Raw genomic sequence first — 14,273 nt, forward strand, 5'->3', positions numbered from 1 at the left:
AGATTATGGCGCACGATGTAGTCCTGATTCCTGGTGACGGTATCGGTCCCGAGATTGCGCAGGCTATGCGCCGCGTGGTCGAGGCCACTGGTGTCCAGATCAACTGGAACGTCCAGGAGGCCGGTGCCGGCGTCATGGACGAGTTTGGCACGCCGCTGCCCCAACATGTGCTCGATGCGGTCGCCGAGACCAAGGTTGCTATCAAGGGCCCCATCACCACGCCGGTCGGCACGGGTTTCCGCAGCGTTAACGTCGCCCTGCGCAAGCATTTTGACCTGTACGCCTGCGTGCGCCCCTGCCTGTCGCAGCCGGGCGACGGCTCGCGCTTCCGCGACGTCGACCTGGTTATCGTGCGCGAGAACACCGAGGACCTCTATGCCGGCATCGAGTTCGATGAGGGCGCTGCCGAGGTCGAGGAGCTCTCGCAGCTCGTCGAGCGCTCGGGCCAGAAGACCTTCGCCGCGGATTCCGCCATCTCAATCAAGCCGATTTCCATCGCCAAGAGCCGCCGCATTGTGGAGTACGCTTTTGAGTACGCCCGCCGCTGCGGCCGCAAAAAGGTGACGGCCGTGCATAAGGCCAACATCATGAAGGCGACCGACGGCCTGTTCCTGCGCGTGGCGCGCGAGGTGGCCGCCAACTATCCCGATATCGAGTTCAACGACAAGATTGTCGACGCCACCTGCATGGGCCTGGTCCAGAACCCCAACGACTTCGATGTCCTGGTGCTGCCCAACCTGTACGGCGACATCGTGAGCGACCTGTGCGCCGGCCTCGTGGGCGGCTTAGGGATGGCCCCCGGCTCCAACATCGGTGCCGACTGCGCCATCTTCGAGGCAACGCACGGCTCCGCGCCCGATATCGCGGGCAAGGATATCGCCAACCCCACGGCCGAGATTCTGTCTGCGGCTATGATGCTCGATCATCTGGGCGAGAACGATGCTGCCAATCGCATTCGTGCCGCCGTATCTGCCACGCTCGACGAGGGCGAGCAGGTTACCGGTGACGTGCGTCGTGCCCAGACCGGCTCCGTTGAGGGCGCTGTCGGTACGCAGGCCTTTGCCGATGCCGTTATTGCGCACCTGGCCTAAGGTATGCACGCTGCAAATGCCTAAATAGTACTTAAGTGTTTGCGTATAACCTAAGAATCAATACGCCCGGCGCCTCGTCGGGCGTATTCTATTGCGGACTATGTTTCCTAACAAGGAGTAACTGATATGGGTCTGATTCAAAAGAAGGACGAGAAGGACGAGAAGGACGAGATCGACGGCATCCAGATCATCGAGCGCGGCGAAGGCCCCGACGGTGACGAGGACGAGAAGATCGACCTGGTCGCCGGTACGTCTGCCGAGCACATTGCTGCCGGTACGACGGCCGAGGAGGAGGACGCCCGTCTGGAGGCTCAGATTGCCGCGGATGCCGCTGACGAGAATCTGATGCCCGAGGCCCAGGATGAGGACGACGATATCCTGGGTTCCGATGAAGACGATCGCGTATCCAAGCACAAGAAGACGATGATTGCCGCCTTTGTGGTTGCCGTCGTGATCGCTGCGGTGGTCGGCTTCTTTATCGGCAATGGCGGCTTTGGCGGCAAGGGTGTCGGCTCGGCGACCCTGACCGAGGACCAGCTCGATTCGACCGTGGCAAGCTATAGCTACAACGGCAAGAAGAGTGATATCACCGCGCGCGAGGCCATCGAGAGCCAGTACAGCCTCGATACCGTCAAGGATAGTGATGGCAACTACACCGCTCCTTCTGCCGACGTCATCCTGTCCTACGTGCGCAACAAGATCCTGCTCGATGCCGCCGAGGACGAGGGCATTACCGTCTCTTCCAAGGAGATGAAGAAGTACGCCGAGGATTCCATCGGCACTTCTGACTACAAGACCATGGCCACGCAGTATGGCGTGTCCAAGGACCAGGCCAAGCAGATCGTCCGCCAGTCCGCGACGCTGCAGAAGCTCTACAAGAAGAAGGTGGGCGATAGCTCCGCAAGCATGCCGACCGCTCCGACCGAGCCTTCTGACGGCAATGAGGACACCGCGAGCAAGGATTACGCCGACTACATCATCAACCTTGCCGGCGACGAGTGGGATAGCGAGAAGGGCACTTGGAAGGACGCCGACAGCACCTACGCTAAGGCCTTTGCCGACGATGCCTTTACGGCCGATAGCGCTACCTATAAGCAGGCCATGACCGCCTACTACACTGCTTACCAGCAGTACTCTTCGCAGGCTTCGAGCGCCAGCTCCAAGTGGACCGAGTATGCTAACGGCCTGTATGCCAAGGCCAACATCAGCATCTATGGTCTGTTTGCATAAAGATCTGTCTGAGCCGCCGAGCGCGTAACCGAAATATCTGAATAAGCCCGCTAGAACGGATGTTGTTCTAGCGGGCTATTTGCGTTTAGGCGCTGGTGGCTAAATTATGCCTATCAATCTTTAAGTCCAAAAAGGTTATCGGCTTCATCGTCAGGCATATATTCCAGTACATCGCCCGGTTGGCAGTCGAGTGCCCGACATATCGCGTCAAGAGTTGAAAAACGTATGGCAGAAACCTTGCCCGTCTTAATGCGTGACATATTGACCTGGGAGATGCCCACGCGTTCCGCAAGCTCTTTGGATGAGATCTTGCGTTCGGCGAGCATGCGGTCAAGCCGCAGAATAATCATGGATTCCCCCTAGAGCAGCTCGTCATCTTGTTTTTGCAGGATATACCCGTAGCGGAAGATACTGGCAATCAGGCAAATTATCAGGCCTGCAAAGAGCATGGAGGGCTCGAATAGCTGGCCGACGAACGCATCCGTAAAGCTGCCACCAAATCCTGAGAGTATCATTCCCGTGATTACGGCACTAAGAAGCCTCACGGCAACGCCGCCGATAAGAAATAAGTGTCCTACTCGACGAAGTGTGTGGTTACATTCAAGGTCAAAGGGCCTGCCTTCCTTTTCAATGTTGAAGAAAAGCCTGCGCACGCTTATCGCGATGGTGAGCGCGAGGCATGTCATCAAGAGGCTCCCTATGGCAGTGTGACCATCGTGTGCGACGAGCATAAGTGGGGTCTGCGCATCGGTGCCGACGATAGCAAGGCACGGCCCTTCGCCGCCTTGAAGTTCTACGGATTGGAGACACGACCCTTGGGAGAGGCCAGGCAATATGAGTAGAAGGTCAATCGCAATGACTGCGAGAAGTCCCAGAGCGAGCGCGGTGGTAATGCAGATTGTGGCCCATTTGCAGATGCGAGCGAGCTTCCTCAGTTTGGCTATCGTCTGTTCGCGGCTGATGGTTTCATTCGATATAGATGCGTTTCGATGGACCATAACCCCTCCAACCGGTATTTTGGATGATACTTGTATCATATCAGAATTAACGACAAACGATAAATAATTACGGAAACTGAGTTAGTAATGATTGAAAAAGATTAACGTGACCTATTAGCTCATTTTGGATGCCGGAGTTTGGCGCACGGGGGATGGGGACAAATGCCAAAACTTCCCGTGATCGCGCAAATGCTTCATCGGGTTTTCCCGATAATCTCAAAACTGGTTCTAACTGGTATTAAGACAAAAAGACCAATTCACATATCTTCACAATGACCTGCAATTTTTCTTTACGCTATTTTTAGCCGCCCTGCGTTGTTTAGACACAATAAAAGTTCTGATCTTTTTCCAAAGCATTTCGAAACGGTTTCAAAACCGCAGGTAGAAGTATTAACGAGCGGTAAACGGTCGATTTATCACCGTGAGCGGTGCAAAAACGTTTTACCGTATGAATCAACGAAAGCGACCTCTTCTGGGGTGATATAGTGACAACAACACGTCACGTGATTACTACCAGTTTAGAAACCACTGGTCTTCAAAGAACGCTTTCCAAGAAGCTTTAAGGGCGAGCGCCCGCTGGCTTCCGAAAATCATCGGACTCAGATCGTACACACCTTCGGAAGGGAAATTTGAATGGTTGGCTTTATTCTTACCGGTCATGGACAGTTCGCACCCGGCCTTGCAAGCGCTATCGCTATGGTTGCCGGCGACCAGCCTGCTTTTACCGTCGTTCCTTTTGAGGGCGACCAGGCTGCATCCTACGGTGAGGATCTCCGCGCCGCTATTACCGCTATGCGCGAGGAGTGCGATGGCGTGCTCGTCTTTACCGACCTGCTTGGCGGCACCCCGTTCAACCAGTCGATGATGATTGCCCAGGATGTCGATAACGTCGAGGTTCTGACTGGCACCAACCTTCCCATGGTTATTGAGCTTCTGTTCCTCCGCGGCAATGCCACGCTCGCCGAGCTTGGCGAGCAGGCCGTGACCGTTGGCCAGACGGGCGTCACCGCCCAGACGGTCGCATCCGTTGCCGACTCCGAGGAAGAGGATATCTTCGGCGACGAGGACGGCATCTAATGGCCGATTTCGGAGCCAACGTCCTGAGCTCCTCGGTCGCTCTTTTAGGCCTGCTTGTCATCATGGGCTTGATTTACACCATCTGGTCGCAAATCAACATGAAGAAGAAGCAGAAGTACTTCAAGGAGCTGCACACCGAGCTCAAGCCGGGTCAGGAGGTTCTTTTCGCCGGCGGTATCTACGGAACCGTCAAAGGCATCGAAGGCGAGAAGGTCCAGATCAAAGTCCGATCCGGAGCCGTCGTAGATGTTTCGCGTTACGCGATTCAGGAGATTAAGTAACTGTCGTCAGCAAATATCGAAAGGAAGCTGATCAACATGGCAGAACCCAACATTCTTCTTACCCGCATCGATAACCGACTGGTTCATGGTCAGGTTGCCACCCAGTGGAACTCCACTCTGGGCTCCAACCTCATCCTCGTCGCCAACGACGACGTGGCGTCCAACACCATGCGCCAGAACCTCATGAAGATGGCCGCTCCCGCCGGCGTCGCTACGCGTTTCTTCTCCCTGCAGAAGACCATCGACGTCATTGGCAAGGCGAGCCCGCGCCAGAAGATCTTCATCGTGGCCGAAACACCGGAAGACGTGCTTACGCTCGTCAAGGGCGGTGTGCCTATAAAGAAGGTAAACATCGGCAACATGCACATGTCGGAAGGAAAGCGCCAAGTCGCCACCTCCGTCGCAGTTAACGACGAGGATGTCGCTGCGTTTAAAGAGCTGCAGGAATTGGGGGTGGAGTTGGAGATCAGGCGCGTTCCGAGCACGCCTGTTGAGGACACGAGCAAGCTCTTCTCGTAATCCTCGTGATCCACGTTGTCAGGAGTGAAACCCTGACGTTCTGTACGTGATATCCAAAGTGCGTACATTCATTTTGAAAGGAGGAGCAAGATGGAATACTCGATCATCCAGATCGCTCTGGTCTTCGTTGTTACGTTCATCGCGGCAATCGACCAGTTTGATTTCCTCGAGTCTCTCTATCAGCCCATCGTCACCGGCGCCGTCATCGGTCTTATCCTTGGCGACCTCAACACCGGTCTTCTCGTGGGTGGTACCTATCAGCTCATGACGATCGGCAACATGCCGATCGGAGGCGCTCAGCCGCCTAACGCCGTCATCGGCGGCATCATGGCAGCCATTCTCGCTATCGCCACGGGCCTCGAGCCCAACGCGGCAGTCGGCCTCGCTATTCCGTTCGCTCTGCTTGGCCAGCTTGGCGTTACCCTGGTCTTCACGCTTATGTCCCCGCTTATGTCCACGGCCGATAACATGGCTCACAACGCGGACACCAAGGGCATCGAGCGCCTGAACTACTTCGCCATGGCTCTGCTCGGCCTGATCTTCGCTGTCGTCGTCACCCTGTTCTTCATCGCTGGCGCTACCATTGGTCAGACCATCGCTTCCGCCATCCCGACTTGGCTGCAGACCGGTCTGTCCGCTGCAGGCGGCATGATGCGCTTCGTCGGCTTCGCCGTCCTGCTCAAGGTTATGATGAACCGCGATATGTGGGGCTTCTTCCTCATGGGCTTTGGCCTCGCGCTCATCACCGTTGCCAACGATTCGCTGGCAACCCCTGCTCTGCTCATCCTCGCTCTCATCGGCTTCGGCATCGCTTTCTGGGACTTCCAGCAGCAGACCGAGCTGAAGGGTGCAGCTGTTTCTGACGGAGGTGACTTCGAAGATGGCATCTAATGAGTATGTGATCCCGGAGCACTACGAGGATCTCACTCCTGCTCCGCAGCTCGACCAGAAGACCCTCAACAAGATGGCTTGGCGCTCCTGCTTCCTGCAGGCCTCGTTCAACTACGAGCGTATGCAGGCCGCTGGCTGGCTCTACTCCATCATCCCCGGTCTGGAGAAGATCCACACCAACAAGAACGACCTCGCGGCTTCCATGAGCCACAACCTGGAGTTCTTCAACACCCACCCGTTCCTCGTCACCTTTGTTATGGGCATCGTGCTTTCGCTCGAGCAGAACAAGGTTGACATCCCCACGATTCGCGCCGTCCGCGTCGCCGCAATGGGCCCGCTCGGTGGTATCGGTGACGCCCTGTTCTGGCTGACGCTCGTGCCTATCACGGCCGGCATCACCTCCAACATGGCCATCAACGGCAACGCCGCTGCGCCGATCATCTTCCTGGTGATCTTCAACGCCGTTCAGTTCGCTCTGCGCTTCTGGCTCATGAACTGGTCCTACAAGCTTGGCACCAGCGCTATTGACGCTCTGACCGCCAACATGCAGGCCTTCACGCGTGCCGCTTCCATCATGGGCGTCTTCGTCGTCGGTTGCCTGGTCGTCACCATGGGTGGCACCCAGATCAACCTCCAGATCCCCAACGGCACCACCCGCGGCCTCTCCGCTACTACCGTGATTGTCTCCGAGAAGGAGGCCGAGAACTTTACCGGTATGGAGGGCATCGATACCGAGACCGCTGAGGCCGGTACCATCGCCATGACCGATAAGGACGGCAACGCCCTTACCGCTTCCGATGCCGACGGCAACGCTGTCGAGTGCGGCGTCACCGATCTGGGCAACGGCATGGAGTCCGTGACCTACGGCACCGTTACCGAGGATCCGGTCAACTTCTCTGTTGCCGACACCCTCAACACCATCGTCCCGAAGCTCGTCCCGCTTATGCTTACGCTGCTGCTTTACTACATGTTCGCTAAGCACAGCTGGACCCCGACCAAGGGCATTCTCCTGCTCTTCGTCCTTGGCATCCTGGGCGCTGGCCCGCTTGGTCTCTGGCCGAGCATCTGGTAAGGCTCTAGCTTGAGGGGTGTGTCCCTACGCGGCTCACACCCCGACCCCTTAAGCCATGTGTATGTTAAAAGCCGCGCGCTCTTTCGAGCACGCGGCTTTTGTTTTCTTGATGATTCGGGTGTTGCAGACTGATAATGCTTAACACCCTAGGTAGTTAGCCGAATTCGAGCAAAAGGGAGGATAGGATGGCGATCGGAGCGCGTAAGCAACCGCTGTACGATCAGCTGGTCGATATTCTGACCGAAAAGATCGACCATGAATATCGCGCCGGTGACATGATTCCTTCCGAGCGCGAACTTTCGGAGCGCTATGGTCTCTCGCGCACTACGGTACGCCTGGCTCTGCAGGAACTGGAGCGTTTAGGACTGGTGGTTCGGCAGCACGGTCGCGGTACCTTTGTGACCGACCGTTCGGCAAAAGCAACCAATCTTATGCAGTCCTACAGCTTTACCGAGCAGATGCGCGCGATGGGTCGCGACCCCGAGACCACGATTCTCGAGTTTTGCGAGATGGAGGCCGATAAGAATCTGGCCGAGCATATGGGATTGCGTATCGGTGATCGCATTTTTAAGCTTAAGCGCCTTCGTTCTGCCGATAACATGCCCATGATGGTCGAACGCAGCTATCTACCGGTTCGTCAATTTCTGTCCCTAAAGCGACCACTGCTGGAGCGTAAGCCGCTTTACGATGTGATTGAGCAAGACTTTCAGCAAAAGATTCGCGTGGCCGAAGAGGAGTTCTATGCGAGCATAGCCCGTCCCACCGACGCCCACCTTTTGGGAATTGTCGAGGGCTCGCCTGTGCTCGATTTGGTCAGGACTACGTATAACGAGTCAAACGAGGTTGTGGAGTATACACTCTCGGTTGCTCGTGCCGATCAGTTTAAATACAAGGTTTACCACCAGCGTAGCAACTAGTGTCCGCATCGTTTCCATATGATGATTCTTTGCATTTAACTGGTTACTACCAGATAACCAACCGAAGTGTATAATTGCACGTCAAAGGATTACTTCTAGAGAGAGGTATTAGAAATGTTCGAGAAGAGTGTCGAGGAGCTCACCGAGCTCGGCGCCCAGATCACCACGGCCGAGATTGCTCAGCAGCCCGAGCTTTGGCGTGATACGCTCAACATCTATCGCGAGAACAAGGAGGCCATCGAGGCCTTCCTGGCCGAGGCTCGCGCTATGGGCGAGGGTCGTCTGTCCGTTGTCTTCACCGGTGCCGGTACGTCCGACTACGTTGGCGATACCTGCGCCCCGTACCTGCGTCACGCTGGCAACACTGATCTCTACGACTTTAAGCCCATCGCCACGACCGACATCGTGAGCGCTCCGCGCGACTTCCTGCGCGCCGAGGATCCCACGCTCGTGGTTTCCTTTGCCCGCTCTGGCAACAGCCCCGAGAGCCTTGCCGCCGTTGCCGTTGCCAAGGAGCTCGTCCACAACGTCAAGTTCCTCAACATCACCTGCGCTCCCGAGGGCAAGCTCGCCGTCGAGTCTGCCGATGATCCCAATGCGCTGACGCTGCTCATTCCGCGCGCCAACGACAAGGGCTTCGCCATGACCGGTTCTTATTCCTGCATGACCCTGCTCTCCACCCTTATTTTCGACACTGCCTCTGACGAGCAGAAGGCCGAGTGGGTCGAGACCATCGCCAAGATGGGCGAGGAGGTTATCGCTCGCGAGTCCGAGGTCGCCGATTACCTCGCTGGCGACTTCAACCGCGTGACCTACCTGGGCTCCGGCTCCTTTGGCGGCCTTGCTCAGGAGAGCCAGCTTAAGATTCTCGAGCTTGCTCACGGCCTGGTTGCCACTTCTTACGACACTTCCATGGGCTATCGTCACGGACCCAAGTCCTTCGTCGACGATAAGACGCTCGTCTTCGTGTTCGTCAACAACGACGCCTACACCCGTCAGTACGACATCGACATCCTCAACGAGATCGGTGGCGACAAGATCGCTCAGCACACCGTCGCCGTTCAGCAGGAAGGTGCCACCGTCTATGAGGGTGAGTCCTTCACCTTTAAGGGCTACGAGGCACTTCCCGAGGGCTACCTTGCTCTGCCGTTCGTGATGTTTGCCCAGGCTATCAGCCTGCTCAACTCCGTGCGCGTGGGCAACACGCCCGATACGCCGAGCCCCACCGGCACGGTCAACCGCGTGGTTAAGGGCGTGACGATTCACCCCTTCACCGCTTAATCGCGTCCCCCTGTAAGGGCGCCCGTCCGCTCATAACGGCGGGCGGGCGCTTTTTGTTTTACGTGTGCTGGGTATAAGCATCACCACAGTCAACTGCTTTAGAAGCAAGGAGTGCATATGAGCACGTACGCAATTAAGGCTGACAAGTTCTTCTTGCCGGCAGGCCCGCAACTGGGCGGCTATCTTATGGTCGAGGATGGCGTCTTTGGCGCCTGGCAGGCCGACGAGCCCTCTTGCGAGATTAAGGACTACACGGGATCGTGGATCGCGCCGGGTATGGTCGATACTCACATCCATGGCTTCTACAACCACTCAACTACCGATAACGATCCCGAGGGCATCGATATCAGCTCGACCGAGCTCGCCCGTCGCGGTACCACCAGCTGGCTGCCCACGACGTTCACTGATGGCGTCGAGCAGATCAAGGACGCCTGCGCCGCTATCGCCCAGGCGGACGAGGGTCGCGGCCCCGACTTCTGCGGTGCTCGCATTCAGGGCATCTACCTGGAGGGCCCTTTCTTTACCATGAAGCATGTGGGCGCGCAGAACCCCGCTTACCTGATCGATCCCTCCGAGGAGGTCTTCGACCAGTGGCAGGAGGCTGCGGGTGGTCGCATCGTTAAGAGCGCCATGGCGGCCGAGCGCGACGGTGCCGCTGCTTATGCGGCTGCTCTGAACGCCAAGGGCGTCGTGACCAGCATCGGTCACTCCGACGCCACCTACGATGAGTGCATCGCCGCCATCAACGCCGGTGCCAGCTGCTTTACGCATACCTATAACGGCCAGCGCGGGCTGCATCACCGTGAGCCCGGTGTCGTGGGTGCTGCCATGTCCACGCCCGAGACCTACGCCGAGATCATCTGTGATGGCAAACACGTAAACCCCGCTGCCATCAAGGCGCTGCTGCAGGCAAAGGGCTGGCAGCATACGGTGCTCATCACCGACTGCCTGGGCTGCGGCGGCATGCCCGAGGGCAGCTACACCAGTGGTGGCATGGACGTCATCATGAAGGACAACCTGTGCTGGCTCGCCGACGGCAAAAGCATTGCCGGCTCGGTGCTCACGCTTGCCCAGGGCGTCAAGAACATTGTCGATTGGGGCATCGCCAGCGCTGATATCGCCATTCGCATGGCAACCGAGGTGCCGGCTCGCTCTGCGCACATCGAGGATAAGTGCGGCAGCATCATGCCGGGTCGCGACGCCGACTTTGTCGTGTTCGACCATGAGCTCACCCTCGTCGAGACGTATGTTGGCGGCCAGAGCGTCGGCAACGCCTTTACCGAGTAACGATAGAAAAAGACGGCGGGCCCGAATCTGCTCGGACCCGCCGTATGGGTTAAACGCTCAAAAGCACCTTTACAGTTACAGCTTGTTAGCGATCTTCTTTGCCGTGCGCTTGACGCCGGCCACCAAGCCTCCTGCAGGATGCTCCTTCTCGTATGCTAGGCGCTTTTCGCGCTTGGCGTACTCTTCGACGATGATGTCGCCATACTCGTCTTCGATCTTGTCGAAGAAGTCGACGGCGCCCTGAATTTCCTCAGCGGTCGGGTGTCCCTTTTGGACACCGCCGGCGAGCTTGAACGGTCCCCACGTATCAAAGCCGGGGCAGCCGTAGACACCCATAAAGATGGCCTGCCTCATGCGGCAGATGCCATCGATATCCTTGCCGTACCACTTGTTTTTGCCACCGTAGGTCATAAGGCCAAACACCTTGTCCTGCGGCTGCAGCACGTTAGTGAGCACGCGTGCCATGTCCTTGTCGATCTCGGAGTAATAGATGCCCGTGGCGACACCGATCAGATGATATTCGTGCAGGTTGGGGTACTCGTTTTTGCCAAGCGCCTTGACGTCGAGGGTATCGATTTCGGGGTGTGCCTCGACGATGGCGTCCACGAGCTTTTTCGTATTGCCGTGATGGCGCGAGGCATAAAGGATGATGGTTCGCATAAGAAGGCCTTTCAGCTGTAATTGCATCAATGTCTGTATGGTACCCCGTTGCATGGCTGGGATACCGGACGCATCGATGAACGTGCGGGTTTGTCCTTTGGTCAGGGCCGAGACGGGTTCTTGCGAGCAAAAAAGTAATTGTTCGAAAGGATGGGCAATGGAATACGCTCTCTCCAACGATTCGATTTCTATTAAGGTGTCCACGGCTGGTGGTTCGTTTACCTCGATTGAGGCCGGAGGTCGCGAGTATCTGTGGCAGGGCGATCCCGCCGTGTGGTCCGGCCGGGCACCGATTTGCTTCCCGATTTGCGGAGGCTTGCGCGATAACAGCGCCATGACGTTCGCCGGGCATCATGTAAAGCTCGCTCGCCACGGATTTGCGCGCAAACAGGAGTGGAAGCTGCTGAGCCAAGGCGAGAACGAGCTGGCGATGTGCCTGGCTTCCGAGGATAACGCCGCGCTGCTGAGCGATTATCCGTATCCGTTTAAGCTTGTCGCTCGTTATACGCTTGAGGGAGATGCCGTTCGCGTCTCCTATGAGGTGACCAACGAGGGAACCGAGGACATGCCGTTCTTTATCGGCGGTCATCACGGCTTTAGGTGTCCGCTCGATGAGGGCGAGGCCTATACGGACTACGAGTTGCGCTTTGAGAAGGACGAGGCTGCTGAGCTTTGCACTGCCGTCCCCTCGACTGGCTTGATTGACGTGACCAATCGCTCCAAGAACCCCATGGTGGGAAAGACGCTGCCTCTGTCACATGAGCTCTTCGATTTTGCGGAGACCATCTTTGACGTGCTCGAGAGCTGTCAGGTCACGCTTTCCAAAAAGGGCGAGGACAAGGGCGTCCGCCTGAGCTTTGAGGGCTTCCCATATCTCATTGTGTGGAGCAAGCCCGAGGGCGATTTTGTGGCAGTTGAACCCTGGGGTGGCCTTTCGACCTGCTCCGATGAGGACGACGTGCTTGAGCACAAGCGCGGCTGCCTTATCGCCAAGCCCAAGGAGACCGTCGTTCGCTCGTTCACGATTGAGATTCTGTAATTCCGTTTTGTCGACTCGTATCGCGAGGCACAAGGAGCCTGCGAGATAAGGAGCTAAAAATGATCCTCACCGTTACGATGAACCCGTCTGTCGATACGCGCTATCAGCTCGATGAGCTCGTCATCGACGACGTCAACCGTGTGACGCCCGAAAAGACCGCCGGCGGCAAGGGCCTTAACGTAGCCCGCGTCCTTGGTCAGTTGGGCGACGATGTTGTGGCAACCGGCCTGCTTGGTGGCCATATGGGCGCCTATATGGCCGAGCTCATGGACGCTAACGGCATTAAGAATGATTTTGTGCCCATCAAGGGCGAGACTCGCATTTGCCTCAACATCCTCCACGCCGGCAACCAGACCGAGCTGCTCGAGAGCGGCCCGACGATTGCCCCCGAGGAGCTCGATGCCTTTACCGCAAAGTTCGCCGAGCTTGCGAGCAAGGCCGACGTCGTCACCATCTCGGGTTCGTTGCCCCGCGGTGTCGAGGCAGACTACTATGCCAAGATCACGGGCATTGCCGAGAACGCCGGCGCCAAGGTGCTGCTCGATACCTCGGGTGCTTCGCTCGAGGCCGCCCTTAAGTCCGAAATTAAGCCCGAGCTGGTCAAGCCTAACCTGACCGAGATCAACGGCCTTTTGGGTACGAGCTTTACCACCGACGATGTGGACGAGCTCCGCGCCGCGCTCGCCTCTGATGCCCGCTTCTCCGATATCCCCTGGGTCGTCGTGTCCATGGGCGCTGCCGGCTCCGTTGGCTTCCACAATGGCCGTGCGTTCCGCGCAAAGACGCCCGATATCCCTGCCGTTAACGCCACGGGCTCTGGTGACTCCACTATCGCTGGCTTCGCGCATGCCATTGCTGCTGGCGCGGACGACGAGACGGTGCTGCGTACCGCCAACACCTGCGGCAAGCTCAATGCCATGGATCCTATGACTGGCCACTTGGTCATGGATCGTTGGGACGAGGTCTACAACGGCGTTGTCGTGACCGAGCTGTAGGAGCTTGTGCTGCGGCCCCGGCATCGCTTGCTAGCTCATGTCGACGACAAGTGCAGTAGCATTATGCCGGGGCACGACTCCGACTTTGTCGTGTTCAGTCCCGACCTTACCCTGGTCGAGACGTATGTGGGCGGCAACAGCTTTGGTAATGCGTTTGCCGAGTAGCCGCCAAGGAAACGATCCGAGAGGGGATTTAGATGATTTACGGTGCATTGGGCGATATCGAGGAGTATCGCGGAATGCTCAAGGGCCTCGACGTGCTGATCGACTGGCTCGAGGAGAACGACCCGGCGCAGCTCGAGGTCGGCAGCCATCCGATTCTGGGCGACAAGGTCTATGCGAACGTCATGGCTCCCACGACGCGTCCCGAGGCCGAGGCTCACTATGAGACGCATCAGCGCTATCACGACCTGCAGATCGATGTCGAGGGTCGCGAGGCCTTTAAGGTTGCCACGGGCAGCCTGACGTTGGTTCAGGAGTTTGACGAGAAGGACGACTACGATCTGGTCGATTCCGACGCCTCGATCGCCGGCGATCTTGCTGACGATAAGTTTGCACTGTTCGTTGCCGGCGAGCCTCATATGCCCACGCTCGAGTTCCCGGACGATGGCGCGCAGCCGGTCAAGAAGATCTGCTTTAAGCTGCTTGCAGATGCTTACTGGGAAGAGTAACGAACTGCTCGTGAGCTAGCGTGATTTCCCTTGGGGAACGCGTTTGAGCCCCGCTGATCGCGGTCCCCTTGGGGATTGCGGTTGGCGGGGCTTGTTGTTGAGTAGGGGAGTTGCCGACGGCGTTGTGCTTGGATTGGGGCTTATAGGACAAAATGTGTGTCCACGTTGGGGGCATCGGCGCAGGTCGATGCCCCTTTTTCAGCCGTTTAAATTCCGTGCCCGCTTTTAACCGCTCGGACAGAATGTGTGTCCGGTTGCCTATCG

General features: G+C 57.5%; 16 protein-coding genes. 13 read left to right on the plus strand and 3 right to left on the minus strand.

Annotated features, from left to right (window positions below; genetic code table 11):
* Positions 1 to 5: 5 nt before the first annotated feature.
* Together RX395_RS03410 and RX395_RS03415 are read left to right on the plus strand one after the other, a co-directional pair.
* Positions 6 to 1,091, plus strand: a complete 1,086-nt coding sequence (locus RX395_RS03410; RefSeq protein WP_316365466.1) for an isocitrate/isopropylmalate dehydrogenase family protein — start codon at positions 6 to 8, stop codon at positions 1,089 to 1,091.
* 126 nt (positions 1,092 to 1,217) lie between these two features.
* Positions 1,218 to 2,321, plus strand: coding sequence for a hypothetical protein (locus RX395_RS03415; protein ID WP_316365468.1), 1,104 nt, complete (start codon positions 1,218 to 1,220; stop codon positions 2,319 to 2,321).
* A 113-nt stretch (positions 2,322 to 2,434) separates the two neighbouring features.
* On the opposite strand, the gene RX395_RS03420 is transcribed toward RX395_RS03415, so the two are convergent.
* The gene (locus tag RX395_RS03420; RefSeq protein WP_316365469.1) at positions 2,435 to 2,671 is read right to left on the minus strand and encodes a helix-turn-helix domain-containing protein; all 237 of its coding nucleotides are present in this window, start codon (positions 2,669 to 2,671) and stop codon (positions 2,435 to 2,437) included.
* Positions 2,672 to 2,680: 9 nt separating this feature from the next.
* Entirely contained in the window at positions 2,681 to 3,319 is a 639-nt protein-coding gene (locus tag RX395_RS03425) for a DUF2975 domain-containing protein (protein WP_316365471.1), read from the minus strand.
* 633 nt (positions 3,320 to 3,952) lie between these two features.
* Here RX395_RS03425 and RX395_RS03430 point away from each other — a divergent pair.
* From RX395_RS03430 to nagA, 8 genes are all read left to right on the plus strand, one after another.
* On the plus strand, positions 3,953 to 4,396 hold the full coding sequence (locus RX395_RS03430) for a PTS sugar transporter subunit IIA (protein ID WP_195621885.1): 444 nt from the start codon (positions 3,953 to 3,955) through the stop codon (positions 4,394 to 4,396).
* Positions 4,396 to 4,677, plus strand: a complete 282-nt coding sequence (gene yajC, locus RX395_RS03435; RefSeq protein WP_022094612.1) for a preprotein translocase subunit YajC — start codon at positions 4,396 to 4,398, stop codon at positions 4,675 to 4,677. The genes RX395_RS03430 and yajC overlap by 1 nt, the downstream gene beginning before the upstream one ends.
* Positions 4,678 to 4,713: 36 nt before the next feature.
* On the plus strand, positions 4,714 to 5,196 hold the full coding sequence (gene agaV, locus RX395_RS03440; RefSeq protein ID WP_022094611.1) for a PTS N-acetylgalactosamine transporter subunit IIB: 483 nt from the start codon (positions 4,714 to 4,716) through the stop codon (positions 5,194 to 5,196).
* Positions 5,197 to 5,286: 90 nt separating this feature from the next.
* Complete coding sequence (locus RX395_RS03445) at positions 5,287 to 6,087, plus strand: PTS mannose/fructose/sorbose/N-acetylgalactosamine transporter subunit IIC (RefSeq protein ID WP_022094610.1); 801 nt, start codon at positions 5,287 to 5,289, stop codon at positions 6,085 to 6,087.
* Entirely contained in the window at positions 6,077 to 7,159 is a 1,083-nt protein-coding gene (locus tag RX395_RS03450) for a PTS system mannose/fructose/sorbose family transporter subunit IID (RefSeq protein WP_138374505.1), read from the plus strand. Before RX395_RS03445 ends, RX395_RS03450 begins: the two co-directional genes overlap by 11 nt.
* A gap of 185 nt (positions 7,160 to 7,344) precedes the next feature.
* A complete protein-coding gene (locus RX395_RS03455) occupies positions 7,345 to 8,076 on the plus strand; it encodes a GntR family transcriptional regulator (protein ID WP_117806791.1) in 732 nt (243 codons plus the stop codon).
* Between the two features lie 114 nt (positions 8,077 to 8,190).
* Positions 8,191 to 9,357: an SIS domain-containing protein gene (agaS, locus tag RX395_RS03460; protein ID WP_316365479.1), complete on the plus strand. Its 1,167-nt coding sequence runs from the start codon at positions 8,191 to 8,193 to the stop codon at positions 9,355 to 9,357.
* A 117-nt stretch (positions 9,358 to 9,474) separates the two neighbouring features.
* Positions 9,475 to 10,644, plus strand: coding sequence for an N-acetylglucosamine-6-phosphate deacetylase (nagA, locus tag RX395_RS03465; protein ID WP_022094606.1), 1,170 nt, complete (start codon positions 9,475 to 9,477; stop codon positions 10,642 to 10,644).
* Between the two features lie 75 nt (positions 10,645 to 10,719).
* Here the strand turns inward: nagA and RX395_RS03470 are convergent, their stop codons facing one another.
* Complete coding sequence (locus RX395_RS03470; protein ID WP_316365481.1) at positions 10,720 to 11,304, minus strand: NADPH-dependent FMN reductase family protein; 585 nt, start codon at positions 11,302 to 11,304, stop codon at positions 10,720 to 10,722.
* A gap of 157 nt (positions 11,305 to 11,461) precedes the next feature.
* Here RX395_RS03470 and RX395_RS03475 point away from each other — a divergent pair, with 157 nt between their 5' ends.
* From RX395_RS03475 to RX395_RS03485, 3 genes are all read left to right on the plus strand, one after another.
* Positions 11,462 to 12,343 carry an aldose 1-epimerase family protein gene (locus tag RX395_RS03475; protein ID WP_316365483.1) on the plus strand — a complete coding sequence of 294 codons (882 nt, stop codon included), beginning with the start codon at positions 11,462 to 11,464 and terminating at the stop codon, positions 12,341 to 12,343.
* Positions 12,344 to 12,402: 59 nt separating this feature from the next.
* Entirely contained in the window at positions 12,403 to 13,338 is a 936-nt protein-coding gene (locus tag RX395_RS03480) for a hexose kinase (protein ID WP_117564754.1), read from the plus strand.
* Between the two features lie 197 nt (positions 13,339 to 13,535).
* On the plus strand, positions 13,536 to 14,009 hold the full coding sequence (locus RX395_RS03485; RefSeq protein WP_195919821.1) for a YhcH/YjgK/YiaL family protein: 474 nt from the start codon (positions 13,536 to 13,538) through the stop codon (positions 14,007 to 14,009).
* Positions 14,010 to 14,273: the final 264 nt, after the last annotated feature.

It is taken from the genome of Collinsella aerofaciens, from assembly GCF_032584215.1.
Taxonomy (GTDB): Bacteria; Actinomycetota; Coriobacteriia; order Coriobacteriales; family Coriobacteriaceae; genus Collinsella.